The organism is Protofrankia sp. CiP1_Cm_nod2 (assembly GCF_920664355.1).
Classification (GTDB): domain Bacteria; phylum Actinomycetota; class Actinomycetes; order Frankiales; family Frankiaceae; genus Protofrankia.
Genome location: NZ_CAKKTL010000001.1, coordinates 16,070 through 32,645, shown reverse-complemented (window position 1 = coordinate 32,645; position 16,576 = coordinate 16,070). Strand labels below are relative to the sequence as shown.

At 70.1% G+C, this 16,576-nt stretch carries 13 protein-coding genes; 3 read left to right on the top strand and 10 right to left on the bottom strand.

All coding sequences use genetic code 11. The features are described from left to right. Positions 1–238 precede the first annotated feature (238 nt). The 3 genes from NBW84_RS00135 to NBW84_RS00125 all read right to left on the bottom strand — a co-directional run bounded on the left by NBW84_RS00135 (position 239) and on the right by NBW84_RS00125 (position 4,041). Complete coding sequence (locus NBW84_RS00135) at positions 239–1,768, bottom strand: MFS transporter (RefSeq protein ID WP_445548385.1); 1,530 nt, start codon at positions 1,766–1,768, stop codon at positions 239–241. A 319-nt stretch (positions 1,769–2,087) separates the two neighbouring features. Continuing rightward, the gene (locus NBW84_RS00130; RefSeq protein WP_250280478.1) at positions 2,088–2,954 is read right to left on the bottom strand and encodes a hypothetical protein; all 867 of its coding nucleotides are present in this window, start codon (positions 2,952–2,954) and stop codon (positions 2,088–2,090) included. A gap of 514 nt (positions 2,955–3,468) precedes the next feature. Further along, on the bottom strand, positions 3,469–4,041 hold the full coding sequence (locus tag NBW84_RS00125) for an NADPH-dependent FMN reductase (RefSeq protein WP_250280476.1): 573 nt from the start codon (positions 4,039–4,041) through the stop codon (positions 3,469–3,471). 122 nt (positions 4,042–4,163) lie between these two features. Between NBW84_RS00125 and soxR the strand changes: the two genes are divergently transcribed. From soxR to NBW84_RS00110, 3 genes are all read left to right on the top strand, one after another. Next, positions 4,164–4,619: a redox-sensitive transcriptional activator SoxR gene (soxR, locus tag NBW84_RS00120; protein ID WP_250280474.1), complete on the top strand. Its 456-nt coding sequence runs from the start codon at positions 4,164–4,166 to the stop codon at positions 4,617–4,619. A 195-nt stretch (positions 4,620–4,814) separates the two neighbouring features. Continuing rightward, positions 4,815–6,200: a M20/M25/M40 family metallo-hydrolase gene (locus NBW84_RS00115; RefSeq protein ID WP_250280472.1), complete on the top strand. Its 1,386-nt coding sequence runs from the start codon at positions 4,815–4,817 to the stop codon at positions 6,198–6,200. Positions 6,201–6,817: 617 nt separating this feature from the next. After that, positions 6,818–7,456 (top strand): LppP/LprE family lipoprotein, encoded by a 639-nt coding sequence (locus tag NBW84_RS00110; protein ID WP_250280470.1) that lies wholly within the window; start codon positions 6,818–6,820, stop codon positions 7,454–7,456. A 155-nt stretch (positions 7,457–7,611) separates the two neighbouring features. On the opposite strand, the gene NBW84_RS00105 is transcribed toward NBW84_RS00110, so the two are convergent. From NBW84_RS00105 to NBW84_RS00075, 7 genes are all read right to left on the bottom strand, one after another. Continuing rightward, complete coding sequence (locus NBW84_RS00105) at positions 7,612–9,552, bottom strand: ABC transporter ATP-binding protein (RefSeq protein WP_250280468.1); 1,941 nt, start codon at positions 9,550–9,552, stop codon at positions 7,612–7,614. Further along, positions 9,549–9,935, bottom strand: coding sequence for a lasso peptide biosynthesis B2 protein (locus NBW84_RS00100; RefSeq protein ID WP_445548594.1), 387 nt, complete (start codon positions 9,933–9,935; stop codon positions 9,549–9,551). Before NBW84_RS00100 ends, NBW84_RS00105 begins: the two co-directional genes overlap by 4 nt. A gap of 142 nt (positions 9,936–10,077) precedes the next feature. Continuing rightward, positions 10,078–10,362 carry a lasso peptide biosynthesis PqqD family chaperone gene (locus tag NBW84_RS00095; RefSeq protein ID WP_250280464.1) on the bottom strand — a complete coding sequence of 95 codons (285 nt, stop codon included), beginning with the start codon at positions 10,360–10,362 and terminating at the stop codon, positions 10,078–10,080. A gap of 213 nt (positions 10,363–10,575) precedes the next feature. Continuing rightward, entirely contained in the window at positions 10,576–10,725 is a 150-nt protein-coding gene (locus tag NBW84_RS00090; protein ID WP_250280462.1) for a lasso RiPP family leader peptide-containing protein, read from the bottom strand. Positions 10,726–10,926: 201 nt separating this feature from the next. Further along, positions 10,927–11,658, bottom strand: coding sequence for an AfsR/SARP family transcriptional regulator (locus NBW84_RS00085; protein WP_250280457.1), 732 nt, complete (start codon positions 11,656–11,658; stop codon positions 10,927–10,929). 316 nt (positions 11,659–11,974) lie between these two features. After that, complete coding sequence (locus tag NBW84_RS00080; RefSeq protein ID WP_250280534.1) at positions 11,975–15,367, bottom strand: pyruvate carboxylase; 3,393 nt, start codon at positions 15,365–15,367, stop codon at positions 11,975–11,977. A 439-nt stretch (positions 15,368–15,806) separates the two neighbouring features. Beyond that, the gene (locus NBW84_RS00075; RefSeq protein ID WP_445548383.1) at positions 15,807–16,493 is read right to left on the bottom strand and encodes a response regulator; all 687 of its coding nucleotides are present in this window, start codon (positions 16,491–16,493) and stop codon (positions 15,807–15,809) included. Between the last annotated feature and the right edge of the window lie 83 nt (positions 16,494–16,576).

Sequence of the window (16,576 nt, the reverse complement as noted above, 5' to 3'; positions counted from 1 at the left end):
GATACGCTCATGAATGAGAGCATCTTGGATGAGCGCGAGGCGTATGGCAGCCCGCCACCCGGCCGCTGCGTCCGCCGCCGCCGCGGTGCCCTCGGCGAACATGCGCAGTCCCCGCGGCTATCGATCCCGGTCGGATGGCCGGGCGCGCCCCTTGATAGTCAACGCCGTTGACGGCACCGGCCCGCGATTTGATCTTCTGGTTCCGATGGTCACAACATTAGGATCATCAATATTCAGATCATGATGCCGGACGGGTGGGGCGCATCAGGACGAGGACGAGGACGCCGGCGAGCAGGCCGGCCGCGGCGGCCACCGCGAACGCCCCCTGGACACCGGTCACCGCCGAGGCGTGCACGGCGGTGTCGAGGGCGTGCCGGGTGCTCGGCGGGGCCGTGTGCAGCAGCGACGCCGTCTGGCCGCCGGCGACCGCGCGGGCCGTGCGGGCCGCGTCCTCGACGCCGCGCCCGGACAGGCTGCGCTGCGCGCGGGCGGCGAACACGCTGCCCAGGACGGCGATACCGAAGGCGAAACCGAGCTGCCGCGCGGTGTTGACCGCGCCGGCGGCCATGCCACCGCGCCGCACGGGCACGAGCGCCATCGAGACCGAGCCGAGCGCGGGCGTCACGATCCCCACCCCGATGCCGATCACCACGAAACCGGGTATGAGCGCCGGCCAGCTCGCCGAGCCGTGGACGAGCCCGGCGGCGAGCGCGTCGCCGAGGCCGACGACCAGCAGGCCGCCGCCGAGGATCCGGTCGGGCCGTACGCCGTGCAGGAGGCGGCCGGTCGACGCCGAGACCATGAACGCCATGACCGACAGCGGCACACCGGTCAGCCCGGCCTCGATGGGGCTGAGACCGACCACGGACTGCAGCCAGATCGAGGTGTAGGCGAACGCGGAGAAGGCGGCGAACGTCAGCAGGACGCCCGTGACGAGCACCCCGACGAACGCGCGGTCACGCAGCAGCGCGAGGTCCAGCATGGCGTGCGGCGACCGCGACTCGATGCCGGCGAAGAGGGCGAGCAGCACCGCCGCCAGCGCGAGCAGCCACCAGGTGAGCGCGTTGGACCAGCCCTCCTCGCTCGCACGGATGATCGCGTACGTCGTGCCCGCCGCCGCCGCGGTGAACGTGACCATGCCGGGGACGTCCACCCTGCTGTGGGCGGGCTCGTGCGCGTCTGTGAGCACGAACACGCACAGCACGATGGCGATGACGCTGACCGGCAGGTTGACGAAGAAGATCCACCGCCAGGACACGCCCTCGGTGAGCAGCCCGCCGATGATCGGGCCGATGGCGGCGGACGCGCCCGACACCGCACCCCACAGGCCGTAGGCGCTGCCGCGGTCGCGTCCGGTGTAGGAGCTGTTGAGCAGCGCGAACGTCGTCGCGAACATGGCCGCGGCGCCGACGCCCTGTACGGCGCGTGCCGCGATGAGCGCCGCGGGGCTCGGCGCGATGCCGCACGCGAACGACGACGCCGCGAACACCGCGAGCCCGACGACGTAGGCCCGGCGGTGGCCGACGAGGTCCGCGATGGAGCCGGTGCCGAGGACGAGCGCGGCCAGCGCGAGCGCGTAGGCGTCGACGACCCACTGCAACGCGGCGAACGACGCGTCGAGGTCGACCACCATGCCCGGCAGGGCGACGTTCACGATCGTCACGTCGACCAGCAGCATGAAGGTGCCGAGACAGACCGTCAGCAGCGGCAGCCACTTACGTACCCGTCCCGTCGCGGGCCCGCTCGCGGCCCCGTCCGTCGACCGGATCGCCGGTCCCGTGGGCGGGGGAGGGAGAGGGAGAGAGGGAGAGGATGGCTCCGTGCCGGTGCCATGACTGCGCTGCGTGTCAGCCTCCTGTGTCAGCGGAACAGCTGTGGGCCACACCCGTGCCCGTCGACAGGAGCCGACAGGCGCACCGGCACCGGCATCGGCTGTTCGGCGATCATGACAACCGTCGAACAGCCGATCAGCGGTCCTCGACCGCGGGCGTGGTCCGTACCAGGGGACTCAACCTAGTGGAAGCCGAGCGCCCTGTCGGAACAGGTACCTTGCCGGAAGCCACGGTGTCCTGGGGAGCCGCGGCGCCCTAGAAGTTGCAGTGCCCGCCGCCGCGGCCGAAACCGGGGCGGGCCACGTCGAAGTCCAGCCGGTTGTCCGGGCCGCTGATGCGCGGCAGATCGTAGACGCACTGGTGGCCGGTTGCCGTGTCGTCGACGGTGACCCGCTGCGCCCCGGCGTACATCGCCCCGCTGGTCCAGTCCGTGCCGTTGCTGTAGGTGACCGCGAAGGAGGAGATCGGGTAGTCGGCGGAGGAGCGGGCGTCACCGCCGAAGATGGTGAACTTGATCTCTTTCGCGGCCGGGGCCGCCCCGTTGCGGGTCACGGTGCCGATGATCCGGGTGGTGCCCGGATCCGCGAGAGTCACGAGTTTGATCGTTCCCACGTGGTAGGAGTAGGTCCAGCCGTTCGCCCGGTAGTTGAAATAGTCCACGTAGAAACGGGAGTGGACGTATTCCTGGTCGAGCGCGACGTCCGGGTAGAACTCCAGCGAGAGCCCGGCGGTTCGGGCGCCCCAGTCGGTGCGCAGCGAACCACCATTGACGTAGTCCGGCTGGACGTCGGGCATGAAGTATCCGTGCGGAAAAAGAATACCCTGGCCGGTTGCGAAGCGCGTGTAGGTGGTGTAACTACCGCGTACCTCACAGGCGTTTATGAAGGTGTCGCCGGTGCCGGTCTGCGGATTGTAGTTCTGGCATGGCAGGTACGGCTGCGCGGTCGAGCCGAGGACCAGGTCGACCCCGACCGCGCCCGAGATGGGGACCGCCTGTCCGTTACGGTCGGTGAAACCGCTGAACGGAACGGCGACGCCGAGGCCGCGGGAGGAGTCACGGCCGTACTGGGTGGAGTCCGCGGCCTGGGCCGGTGTGGCCTGAGCGAGCAGGATCACAGCCACCGAGATGACTGTGAGCGTCGTGACGCGGCCCCGGCCACCCGCCACGCCGGGACGAAAGCGAACGCGAACACCGCGAGCCGCCGGAAAACGAGTCCGGCGGATGGGCGACCGGCACGAGTGTGTCATCATCCTCGCCTTGTCTCCAGAGGGTGGGACACAGTGTGCCAGCCGCCGCCGTGGTACGTGCGGAGATGGACGTCGCGGCAGCCCAACGCCTGCAAAATTTACATTTCGGAGCGATGAACGACAGGCTCTGGCGAGCGGCAACGATCATCATGAAGATGAATTCTTATAATGATCCCGATGCGCTCCCGCGCGGTAATTCCGCAGGTCCCGGGGCGAGGCGGCGGGAAGGGAGCGGGGGAGTGGGGGAGCCGGCCGGCGGGCGGCTGAGCCGGGGAGATCGACGCCATGGGCGGCAGGCGCTTGGGCCGGCTCCGCCGGCCTGCCCGGCCTGCCCCGCCTGCCGGGTAACGACGGGCGAGGAGGCCGTCCGAGCGGGGCCCGAGCGGGATCAGGTGCCGTAGGGGCGGGCCGTCCGGGCGTCGCGCAGTGCCCGGGCCCACCACACGAGCTGGTCGAGCATGGTCTTGGCCGCGGTGCCCGGGCCGGTGGCGTCCTTCGGCTGGCCGGCGGCGTCGAACCTCTCCCGCACGTTGTGAAAACTGACCGTTTCGCGAATAGTTACCGCATGTAGTTCTGCGAATACCAAGCGAAGCTGTTCCACCGCGCGCAGCCCGCCGGCCAGGCCCCCGTAGGAGACGAGCCCGACCGGCTTGGCCTGCCACTGTGTGTAGTACCAGTCGATGGCGTTCTTCAGGGCGGCGGGATAGGAGTGGTTGTACTCCGGTGTCACCACGACGAACGCGTCGGCCGCGTCCAGCCGCGGGGCCAGCGCCGCCACCTCGGGCGGCGGCTGCCTGGTGAGCACGGCGGGCAGCCGTGCCTCGGCCAGGTCGACGACGTCGAGCGCCAGGTCGTCGCGCTGTTCGGCCTGACCGGTGAACCAGTTCGCCACCACGGGCGCGAACCGGCCCTCCCGCGTACTGCCCACGATCACGGCCAGCCGCAACTGATCTTCTGGCATGGCAGGTCCTCCTCGGTTCCCGGCGGTTTCCAACGGCACCACGACCGACGATCTTGTTGATCTCGTCCTGGACACCAGCCTGAGAGCTCAATAAAGGTTTAAGTCAAGCTACCGTGGTCCGCATGACACAGCCGGTCCGGAAAGTCCGGGAGATCACGGTCGGCGAGCTGGCCGCGCGCAGCGGTGTATCGACCTCGGCGCTGCGTTTCTACGAGTGGCAGGGCCTCATCCGCGCCCGGCGCACCCCCGGCAACCAGCGTCGCTACGGCAGGGACGTCCTGCGCCGGGTCGCCTTCATCCGCGCCTCGCAACGCGTCGGCATACCGCTCGCGACGATCCGGGACGTCCTCGCCGTGCTGCCGGAGGAGCACAGTCCCACCCGGGAGGACTGGGCACGGGCGTCCACCCGCTGGCGTGCGGAGCTCGACGCCCGCATCCGGCGGCTGGAGCAGCTGCGCGACCATCTCACCGACTGCATCGGCTGCGGCTGCCTGTCGATAGACCGCTGCGCGCTGGTCAACCCGTACGACGTCCTCGGCGCGCAGGGCGCGGGCCCGCGCTGCCACCTCGAGCCGTAGCCAGGGCGGGATCCTCTGCTCGCGGCGGGTAAGTCACGTTGTAGTCAACGGTGTTGACGTGTCCTCGTCGATTTTTGATCTCCAAAAAAACCAAAAACCATCTACGACGGACCCGTAATGGCTACGCACTCGCCGCGGTCAGCTCCACAGGGTGCAGATGGGTGCCCGGGCCGGACGGGCTGGCAGACTGGTCTGATGGCGAGCAATCTCCCCGCGTCCGACGACATCCCCCCGGCCCGGCCACAGACCGCGGGCTCGGCAGCCGCAGGCCCAGCGCCGGTGAGCGCGGCCGCGCAGGACGAAGCCGTCGAGATCTGTCGTGACCTGCTGCGTATCGACTCGGTGAACCGGGGCAACGGCGACGGTAACGAGCGGGCCGCCGCCGAATACGTGGCGGCCAAGCTCGCCGAGGTCGGCCTTCAGACCACCATCCTGGAGTCCGAGCCCGGCCGTACCAGCGTCATCGCCCGGGTCGAGGGCGCCGATCCGCACCGTCCGCCGCTGCTCATCCACGGCCATCTCGACGTGGTGCCCGCGGACCCGGCGGACTGGCGGGTCCACCCGTTCAGCGGCGAGATCGTCGACGGCAGCCTGTGGGGGCGCGGCGCGGTCGACATGAAGGACATGGACGCGATGACGCTCGCGGTCGTCCGTGACCTGCTGCGTTCCGGCCGGCGGCCACCACGCGACCTTGTTCTTGCCTTTGTCGCGGACGAGGAGGCCGGCGGCCGGCTCGGGGCCCGCTGGCTGGTCGACAACCACCCGCACCTGTTCGCCGACTGCACCGAGGCGATCAGCGAGGTGGGCGGTTTCTCCTACACGGTCTCCGACGACCTGCGCCTCTACCTCATCGAGACGGCCCAGAAGGGCATCGCCTGGATGAAGCTCACCGTCGCCGGCCGGGCCGGGCACGGCTCGATGGTCAGCGACGACAACGCGGTCACGGCACTGTGCGAGGCGGTCGTGCGGCTCGGCCGGCACCGCTTCCCGATCGTGCTGACCCCGACCGTCCGGACGTTCCTGGACTCCATCGGCGACGCCCTCGGTATCGAGATCGACGCCGACGACCTGGAGACCACGATCGCCAAGCTCGGCCCGATCGCCCGGATGATCGGGGCGACCATCCGCAACACCGCGAACCCGACACAGCTCGACGCGGGGGAGAAGGTCAACGTCATTCCGGGGGAGGCCACCGCGCACGTGGACGGCCGTTTCCTGCCCGGCCAGGAGGAGGAGTTCCTCCGCCAGCTCGACGAGCTGATCGGCCCGGCCGTCCGGCGTGACTGGGTCGTGTTCGACCAGGCGCTGGAGACCGGTTTCGACGGTCCGCTCGTGGACGCGATGGCGGGCGCGCTGAAGGCCGAGGATCCGGCTGCCCGCCCGGTCCCCTACATGCTTTCCGGGGGCACCGACGCCAAGTCGTTCTCCCGGCTCGGTATCCGCTGCTTCGGTTTCTCGCCCCTGCTGCTGCCGCCGGACCTGGACTTCGCCGGCATGTTCCACGGTGTGGACGAGCGGGTGCCGGTCGAGTCGCTGCGGTTCGGCGTCCGCGTCCTCGACCGTTTCCTGGCCGCCTCGTAGCGCCGCGCGCGCTCCGGCCCCGCAGCGCGCCTACGCGCGGCGTCTCCTGGGCGCTTACATGCGGTGCCACCTCCGTGGTATCGCGCTCGTGGCATCGCGCGCGGACCGGTCTGGCCCGGGCGACCGGGCCGGTCTCGGGGTGGCCGGGCCGGTCTCTCATGGCCGGGACGGCCATGTCCGGCAGAAGACAGCGGAAACGCGCATGTGCCGCGTGTGGCTCACCAGCAGGGCGGACAGTCCAGATAACATGTGACGCGCCCGGGTGCCGTACCGTACCGGTTTGTTTCCTTTTCCGCCCCGGCTGTCCGCATCGTTGTAGGTGTCCGTATTCTTTCGTCCGTGCTCCGGTGGTTTTTGTGTTCCGATGGCTGTTCTTCCGACACCTGGTCGTGATACCAGGCATTCGTTTTACCTTTTCGTCGATTTATTGGCTGTCCCGGCTGGGCCGGCCAGAGACAGCCGGCCGGAGGCAGCGGAAGACGAATGGCCGAGTAGACGGGTGTGAAACGGGTATCCCCGCCAGCGGGTGCCCGGGTCACGGCGGGGAGCCGGCCCTGACACGCGGGCAGCGGGCAGGACAGGGAACGGACAGGACCGGGGAACGGGCAGGACAGAGCGTGGGCAAGGCAGAGAGCGGGCAGGGGAGAGGGGACGTCATGGCCTTTCGTCGTTGTCTTGTGGCCACCCTGGTGGCCGTCACGGTCGCGCTGACCGGGTGGGGTGACGGGCGTGTTCTCGCCGCGTCGGCGCCACAGCCGCAGCCACTCGGGCCGGGGACGTCCCTGTCCGTCGAGCCCGTGTCCGCACCGGTCTCCCAGGCCGCTTCCGGGGCTGACGGAACCGAGACGGCCGCCGTGGCGGTCGTCCGGGAGCACGGCTACACCCCCACCGGGACGGCCGGCTACCGCCCGGACAACGACCTCAGCGTGATTGTCGGACGGTGGACCGCCGCCGTGGACGGCCATCCCCAGCAGGCGTTCCTCTTCCACCGCGGCCGTCTGGTCGGCACCGGCACCCAGTTGCCGAGCGCGGCCGTCGAATGGCTGTGGTCCACCGGCGACGTCGTCGCGCTGTCCTACCAGCTTTACCGGCCCGATGACCCGCTGTGCTGCTCCACCGGGGGCGCGGCGACGGTGCGTTACCAGTGGAACGGTACGACGGCTGTTCCCCTCGATCCTGTCCCGTCCGCCGACTGGTCGGCCTCGGTAAGCCGACGGGGAGCGAGCGTCACGGGCTCGACGAGCACCGCGAGCTGACGGCCGGCACGGGCCAGCCCTTCTTCCGGGGCCGCGGGCGATGCGGTCAGGCGTACCCGCGGCTGCCGGAGCCGACGGCCACCGGCCCGCGGGATCCTTCCGCCGCATCCTCTTCCAGCCCGTTCACCGACGCTCTGCCCATCGCTCCATTCCATCTATATGGGATGCCCGGCCGGGGCCCGCGTGTCGGCGTCCAGCCGGCTGGATGCGAGCTCCCGGTAGAGCGGGCTCACCCGCATCAGCTCCTCGTGGCGGCCGGTGGCCGTCACCTTTCCCTCGTCGAGCACGATGATCCGGTCGGCCGCGCGAACCGTGGAGATCCGGTGCGCGATGACCAGAAGCGCGCTGGTGGCTGAAATCTCACGCATCGCACGGGTAAGTGCCCTCTCGTTGAGGGAGTCCATCTGAGAGGTTGGCTCGTCCATGAGCAGCACGGCGGGCCGGGCCAGCAAGGCTCGGGCGATGGCGACCCGTTGACGTTCCCCGCCGGACAGCTGGACGCCGTGGTCACCGACCTCGGCGTCCAGCTTGTTGGGCATCCGCGCGACCAGTTCGGCGAGGCCCGCCGTGCCGACCACCCAGCGCAGCTCGTCCTCGGTTGCGTCGGGCACGGCATAGGCGATGTTGTCACGGAGCGTCCCGTGCAACACCGGGGTCTGCTGTTCGACCAGGTTCACCCAGGTGCGGGACGCGGAGCGGTCGATCGCACCCACTTCCCGGCCGCCGAACAGGATCTTCCCGCGGTCCGGCTCGTAGAAGCGCTCGATGAGCTGGAGAACGGTGGACTTTCCAGCACCTGACCGGCCGACCAGCGCGATGTGGCCGCGAGACGGCACTGTGAACGAAACGTCCCGCAGCACCGGTTCGTCGGTGTATCCGAACCATACGTCGCGGAACTCGATCGACGGGGTGTCACCCCGCTGTCCGGCAGCCCGGCCGTTGCCCGATGCGCTGTTGGCCCGGACCTGAAGCCCGCCGGCAGCCTGAACCGGGCCCTGCTTTCCGGGCCTTCCGGGCCTTCCGGCACTGTTCTCGTCCTGGCCGGCGCTGTCCGGCTCGCGGGGGAGCGTGAAGACCTCGTTGACGCGCTGTAGCCCTCCCATTCCGCGTTGAAGCGTCCCCGCCTCCTCGAACAGCTCGGACAGCGGCATGACGAGGTAGGTGGCGTAGAGCAGGAAGGCGATGAGATCACCCAGCGACGTCGAGCCCTTTGCGACGAGCACCCCACCGATCAACAACACCACCAGAACCGAGCCCTGGACGGCCAACTGCATGGAGGGGGCGACGACCGACTCCAACTTGGCCATCCGCACCCCGGCACGGTAGGCGTCCCGGGCGTGGCCGCCGATGCGCTCGCTCTCGCGCTTTTCGGCGCGGCTGGCTCGAACGGTGCGGATCGCGGCGAGCGCCCGCTCGAGGTCCGCGGTCATGCTTCCGACGCTGGCCTGGCCGCGTTCCGAGGCAATGCGGATGCGCACCAGCACGCCCAGAACCATCGCCCCGGCCAGCGAGACCACGAGCAGCACGAACAGGAACAGCAACGCGTCCAACCAGATCATCATCGCGACCGCGCCGATGACACCAACCGCGCTCGTGAGGAGCGCGGAGAAGCTGTAGGCCACTGCCTCGCGGACGAGCATGGTGTCGCTGTTGGCCCGGGAGATCAGGTCGCCCATGCGCTGCTTGTCATACACCCCGACCCGCAGCCGCAGAAGGTGATCGACCAGCCGGATCCGCAGGCCGAGCAGAATTACCTGACCGGTGCGTTCCAGCAGGTAGTTCCCGAGGGTGTCGGCCAACGCCTGGCCGACGAACAGCACGAACAGCAGTGCGACGAGCGAGCCGGGAACGCCGCCGGCCTGCGCGGCGTCGATCACGTTCTTCACCAGCAGCGGCTGCGCGACCCCGAGGACGGTCCCGAGTACCGTCAGCGCGGTGGCGATGCCTATCGGCCGGCCGTGCCCGCGAAGCAGGCGCCACAACCCACCGACTCGCAGCGCGTCACGGTTCCGCTGCTTGCTGTCCCGATCCGGCGTCGTCGGCGTTGGCGGCGGCTCGACCGCGGTCTCCTCACTCGTTTCGCCGATGGCACTCATGACACCGTGGCGCCTGACACCGTGGCACCTTCCGGAGGTACAGCGATAAGCGGCCGGAAGTAGCCGGCCAGCTCGTGCTCACCCACCATCACCCCGTCCGCCTCCACCCAGGCGTGTGCGGCGAACGGGCCGACCCTGCGCACGCCGACGTACCAGGTGGGCCAGACCCCCGAAGCCCGGCAGACCAGGGCGGTGGCAACGGAACGGGGAACGCAGCCCCGCGCACCCCGGCACACCATGCTCACCGCGGTGACGGCATCCCGTGCGGCCAACGCCTGCTGATACCCGGCCGGCGTGGCGCCTCGGCGCAACCAGGTCAGGACGGAGCGGATCCGGCCGGGTGGCTGGGTGGCGAGCAGCCGGGCGGTTGCGACCGCGGCCATCGCTAGCGGCCGTCGCCGTAGAGGGAGTTTTCCTCCTCGGCGCTCCAACGACATCGGCATGCTCATCGCGGTGCCACCTCCTCTGCCTCCTCTGCGGCTCCGTCGACGCGCGCCCGATGGATCCGCCAGAGCGCGTCATTGGTCAGGAAGCGGTGTCCGGTCGGGAAGCGGTGCCGGTTGCGACAAGCCCGGCCGTGTGGAGCCCGTCCAGCAGGCTCTGTACATCCCGGTCCGCGGTGGCCGCGTCCACGTCGTAACTTCTGACCACCGAATCGGCGGCCTCGGCGGCGCTACCACCGTCGAGCAGCACCCGCAATACGAGTGTCCCGGTCGGGTTGAGCATCCAGTACTGACCGCTGCGCTCATCCAGGAGCGCGGTCCCGTAGTCGGTTTCCGTATGGACGATGTTCTCCCGTAGCGTCAGCATTTTTTCTCCGGCGGCTGTCCGGGTGCCACACCATTCCCTGTCGAAATTCCCTGTCGAACCGTCCCTCCCAATGGTGGGTATGACTGAATAAGGCGGGTGGTGACACCCGGCCCGGGCCGTCGCCACCCGCCGTCTCCAACTTCCGCACTGTGTTGGCCAGGAGCGGACGACCGCCGTTTCCCTGCCCGTTCTTGAACGGCGGTGATGGCGCCCCTAGTAGCGGAACCTGCGGAACCCGCGGAACCTGCGGTACCCGTGGTACCCGCCGTAGTAGTTACGCCGGTGGTAGCCGTAGTAGCCTTCGGTCACCGTGGAGAAGGCACCGATTCGTTGAAGAGCCGGTGGCTGGTACGGAGCCTTCATCGAAATTCCCCCTCGGAGTTTGTGATGTTGAACGGGCGGCCCGGCCGCTCACCGGCCGCACCGATCTCTATCCGGGCCGGCCTGCTGTCCGCGCTGGACAACCGGCCACCTTCCACCTTGCAGGCGACAGGTTCAGCCTTGGTTCAGTCCCCGTACATCCGTTGGTGGCGCGGCGTCTACCGCGTCCTTCCTCCCCGGCCGTCAGTCCTGGCCCACGTCGAGGTCGCCGCCCAGTACCTGCTGATGAAGCCGGCGCAGGTCCGCACCTGGCTCTATGCCGAGCTCGTTGGTCAGCAACCGGTACACGGCCTGGTAGGCGGACAGGGCTTCGGCGCGACGACCCGACCTGTGCAGCGCGAGCAGGAGCTGGCCCCACAGGCGCTCCCGCAGGGGATATTCAATGGTGAGCGCGCGCAACGTGGGCAGGACGACGTCATAATGACCATGGGAAAGGTGTACGTCGATCAAGTCCTCCAGGACCGCCCAGTGCTGCTCCTCCATGCGTGCCGCCTCGGCCAGGGTGGTGTCCTCCGGCAATTCATCGAAAGGCTGGCCACGCCATAGCCCCAGCGCTTCCTGAAAGTACTCGAGGGCGCTCTCGTCGGCTCCGCCGTGCAATGCTTCCCGGCCACGATATGCCATCTTCTCGAAGACCGACACATCAAGTTCTCCGGGTGCCAAGTTGATGCGGTACGCGCCTGACCGGCTTTCGATTCTGCTGTGCTCGGCATGGTTGGGTGGCAGGGCCCGGCGCAACTGGGACACGTAGGTCTTGATGTTTCCGAACGATGATCTCGGCGGCTCGTCCTCCCATAGAACGGCACAGATCCGGTTGATGCTCACCCAGGTCCCGGCATTGAGGAGCAGCAGTGAGAGCAGCACGCGCGGCTTGTGCTGGTGAATATCGATCAGTGTGCCGTCAGACCCGTACACCTCCAATGGCCCGAGTACGCGGAACCGTATTCTCCCGTCCCGGGCCCCGCGTACCTCCATATTTGTCTGACTGGCGTACGACTCCATTCCTCGGGTACTCCCGTGCCTGGCTACGGCCGGCTCGACAAAGAAAAATCACCGGATGAACTACATGCTCCCGCACCAAACACACAGTCCTTCCCCCGGTCAGCGGCCCCTGTTCTCGGGATCGCTGACCGGGGCGCTGCGCGCATGCGGAGCGTGCTATGGGTACAGTCACGTGCTAGCGGTACCCTGCCCGGAGTCGTACCAATCAGGGCGATCTTGAAGAAGCTGCTCAGCCGGGGACCGGCGCGGGGGCCACCACGAGCAGGAGGTCACCGACCTCGACGGAGACGCCGGAGGAGCGGACCAGTTCGGTGACGGTCCCGGCGTGCGGACTGGTGACGGCGGCCTCCATCTTCATGGCCTCGATGGTGGCCAGCCGGTCACCTTTGCGGACCTGGTCACCGACGGCAACCGTGTAGGTGACCAGCCCGGGCAGCCCCGCGGGAATCTGCGCCGGGTCGCCGGGATCGGCGCGCCGGGCCGCCCTGGACACCGTCGCGATCGAGGCGTCCCGCACCGACACCGGCCGTGGCTGGCCGTTGACCCGCAGGTACAGGGTGCGCATGCCCGCGTCGTCGGGCTCGCCGACGTCGTTGAGCTCGACGATGACCTCCACACCGGGCTCCACGGTGATGGTCACCGGCCGGCCCGGGGTGAGGCCGTAGAAGAACTCCTCGGTGGGGACCGTGGCGGCGTTGCCGTAGGCCGCCACGGCGGCGGTGTAGTCGTTCCACGGCCCCGGGAACAGCAGCCGGGACAGCGTCTCGCGCCGGCCCGCTCCGGCCACCCGCAGGGTGGCCGCGTCCTGCGGCTCCAGGCCGGTCACGGGCGCGGCCGGCTGCCGCCCGGCGAGCGCGCGCTCGCGGAAGGGCTCGGCGAAGCCGGCCGGTGGCGTGCCGAGCTCGCCGGCGAGGTAGCCCAGCACGCTGGCCGGCAGGTCGTAGCGTTCGGGATGCTCACGCAGCACGGCGACGTCGATGTCACCGCCGGCGATGAACAGCGCCAGGTCCCCGACGACCTTGCTGGTAGGCGTGACCTTGATGGGTTTGCCGAGCAGGTCGTTGGCCAGGGCGTAGCACTCCTGCACCTGGGACCATTTGGTGCCCAGCCCGAGGGCGATCGCCTGCTGGCGCAGGTTCGTCAGCTGCCCGCCGGGGATCTCATGCCGGTAGACCGCACCCGTCGGCGCCCGCAGCCCGGCCTCGAACGGCGCGTAGAGGTCACGGACCGCCTCCCAGTACGGCTCCATCGCCGACAGCGCGGCCAGGCTGATCCCGGTCGCCCGCGGGGTGTGGTCGGTGGCGGCGACGAGCGCGGACAGGTTCGGCTGGCTGGTGCCGCCCGACAGCGGCGCGGACGCGGCGTCGACGGCGTCCGCGCCGGCCTCGGCCGCCGCGATCAGGGTGGCCAGCTGGCCACCGGCGGTGTCGTGGGTGTGGACGTGCACGGGGGTGTCGAAGTTCTCCCGCAGCGCCGCCACCAGGACGCGCGCGGCGGCCGGCCGCAGCAGCCCGGCCATGTCCTTGATCGCTAGGACGTGCGCGCCGGCGGCCACGAGCTGTTCGGCCAGGCGCAGGTAGTAGTCGAGGGTGTAGATCCGCTCCGCGGGGTCCACCAGGTCGCCGGTGTAACACAGGGTGCCCTCGGCGACCGCGCCGGCCTCGACGACCGCGTCGATCGCCGGCCGCATCTGCTCGATGTCGTTCAGCGCGTCGAACACCCGGAAGATGTCGACGCCGGTCGCCGCCGCCTCGGCGACGAACGCCTGGACCACGTCGTCCGGGTAGGGGGTGTAGCCGACGGCGTTGCGGCCGCGCAGCAGCATCTGCAGGCAGACGTTGGGGACCCGTTCGCGGATGGCGGCGAGGCGCTCCCACGGGTCCTCCGCGAGGAAGCGCAGCGCCACGTCGTAGGTGGCCCCGCCCCAGCACTCCAGGCTCAGCAGGCCGGGCAGGAGCCGGGAGTAGGCGGGGGCGATCGCGAGAATGTCGGTGGTGCGCAGCCTGGTCGCCAACAGCGACTGGTGGGCGTCACGCAGAGTGGTGTCGGTGACCGCGAGCCGGGTCTCGGCCCGCAGCCGCTCCGCCCACTGGCGCGGGCCGGCCTCGACGAGCAGCTGCCGGGAGCCGGCCGGCGCCGCCCCGGCCGGGATGGCCGGCAGCAGGCCCACCGGGTCGATCAGCGTGGCGGCCGGCCGCCGGTGGCCGTTGACGCTGCTGGCGGCCAGCCGGTCGAGCAGCCGGCTGGTGCGGTCGGTGCCGCCGTCGCCGAGGAACAGCCCCGGCCGTTCGTCCAGGAACGACGTGGTCACCCGGCCGGCGAGGAAGTCCTCCTCGGCCAGCAGCCGCTGCAGGAACTTCACGTTCGTGCGCACGCCACGGACCCGGAACTCCGCCAGCGCCCGGCGGGCCCGCGCGGTGGCCTGCCCCAGGTCGGCCCCGCGGGCGGTCACCTTGACCAGCAGTGAGTCGAAGTACGGGGTGATCTCCACGCCCTGGTAGATCGCCCCGTCCAGCCGGACGCCCGAGCCGCCCGGGGACTCGTACCTGGTGATCTTCCCGGTGTCCGGGCGGAAGCCGTCCGCCGGGTCCTCGGTGGTCACCCGGCACTGCACCGCGGCCCCGCGGATGTTGATCGACTCCTGGGACAGGCCCAGGTCGGCCAGGGTGGCGCCGCCGGCGATCCGTAGCTGCGCTGCGACCAGGTCGACGCCGGTGACCTCCTCGGTGACGGTGTGCTCGACCTGGATCCGAGGGTTCATCTCCATGAAGGTGTGCGACCCGTCGGCGGCGACGAGGAACTCCACCGTGCCGGCGTTGACGTAGCCGACGTGCCGGGCGAACGCCAGCGCGTCCGCGCACAGCCGGTCCCGCACGGCGGTGTCGAGCAGGGGAGCGGGCGCGACCTCGACGACCTTCTGGTGGCGCCGCTGCACCGAGCAGTCCCGCTCGTAGAGGTGGACGATCTCGCCGGTGGCGTCACCGAGGACCTGCACCTCGATGTGCCGGGGCCGGTCGAGGGCCTGTTCGAGGAAGATCGTGCCGTCCCCGAAGGCCGCCGCCGCCTCCCGGATCGCGCTCGTCACCGCGTCTTCAAGATCTTCTGGACGGTTCACCCGGCGCAGCCCGCGGCCACCGCCGCCCGCCGACGCCTTCACGAACAGTGGGAAGCCCACGGCCTCGGCGACGGCCAGCGCGGCGGCCGGCTCGGTCACCGGCGCCGAGGCCCGCAGCACCGGCAGGCCCGCGGCCACCGCGGCCTCGCGGGCGGCGACCTTGTCCCCGGTCAGCCGCAGCACCGATGGCGGGGGGCCGACGAAGGTGACCCCGGCCAGCTCGCACGCGTGCGCCAGCGCCTCGCTCTCGGACAGGAAGCCGTATCCCGGGTGCAGGGCGTCCGCCCCGACCCTTTTCGCCACCGCCAGCAGGGCGTCGATGTCCAGGTAGCCGCGGACGGGGTGGCCGGGCTTGCCGATCTCGTAGGACTCGTCGGCCTTTGTCCGGTGCTGCGAGCCCACGTCCTCGGGCGTGTAGACGGCAACCGTGCGCAGGCCCAGCTCGTGCCCGGCACGGAAGACGCGGATGGCTATCTCACTGCGATTCGCGACCAGGACCTTATTGATCAAGGTGTCACCCTCCACGACGCGGACCAGGTCGACTCCGGAGCGGCCGTCGACTCGGCGAATTGTCGCAGCATTTTTATCCATGTGCTTCTGTTGATGTATCCGGCCGGCTGCGCGACGGCGCCACGGCACGCCGTCCGACGGTAGGCGGCCTCGGCCGCCAGCAACACCCCGGCGGCGGACGGCCTCAGGAGCCAGTGGCCTCGGCGGGTGGTATCGGCGGGCAGCCTCAGCGGCAGCCCCGGTGGGCACCGGCAGCCGGGTGGGCGTGCCTGCCGCGGCGGCATTACGCGGCCTGGCACGGCTCGACTGGTAGCTACCGAGAGTAATTATATGCTCGTTGGCCGGTGGGCACCGGCGCGCGACGATCCTCCGCGGGCAGGCCCTCGTCGGCGGACGAGCCGCTGCCGGTGGGCTCTCGTCAGCGGACGAGCCGCTGTCAGTGGGCGAGCTTGGTGGCGAAGACGGCGGCCTGGGTCCGGCTTTCCAGCCCGAGTTTGGCCAGCAGGCTGGAGACGTAGTTCTTCACGGTCTTCTCCGCCAGGAACAGGCGGTTGGCGATCTGCCGGTTGGTCAGGCCCTCGGCGATGAGCGCGAGGATGCGGCGTTCCTGCTCGGTCAGGGTGGCGAGCCGCTCGTCGTGGACGGGCTCCTGCTCCGCGCGGCGCAGCGCCCGGGGGGTCACCGCGGGGTCGAGCAGGGAGCGGCCCGCCGCGACCCGCCGCACGGCGTCCACCAGCGCGGTACCGCGGGCCCGCTTGAGGACGTACCCGGCGGCACCCGCCATGATCGCGGTGAACAGGGCCTCCTCGTCGTCGAACGAGGTCAGGATCAGGCAGGCGACGGCAGGGTTGCGGGAGCGGACCTGCCGGCACACCTCGATGCCACTGCCGTCCGGCAGACGCGCGTCCAGCACCGCGACATCGGGCCGGGCGGCGAGGATCGCCCGGTCCGTCCCGTCGGCGTGATCGGCCTCGCCGACCACCTCGATGTCGGGCTCCTCAGAAAGAAGATCACGCAGCCCGCGGCGGACCAGCTCATGATCATCCAGGAGGAAGACCCGGATGGGCGTGGCGCCCACCGTGGCATCGGTGGGCCCGGCCGCGTTCGCAGGTTCTTCTGACACGGTTTTCTCCGCCTGACCGGGTTGTCTGAACCGGACTGCCTGGACTGGGGTGCCTGAAGCGTGCCGCCCGAACTGGGATGTCT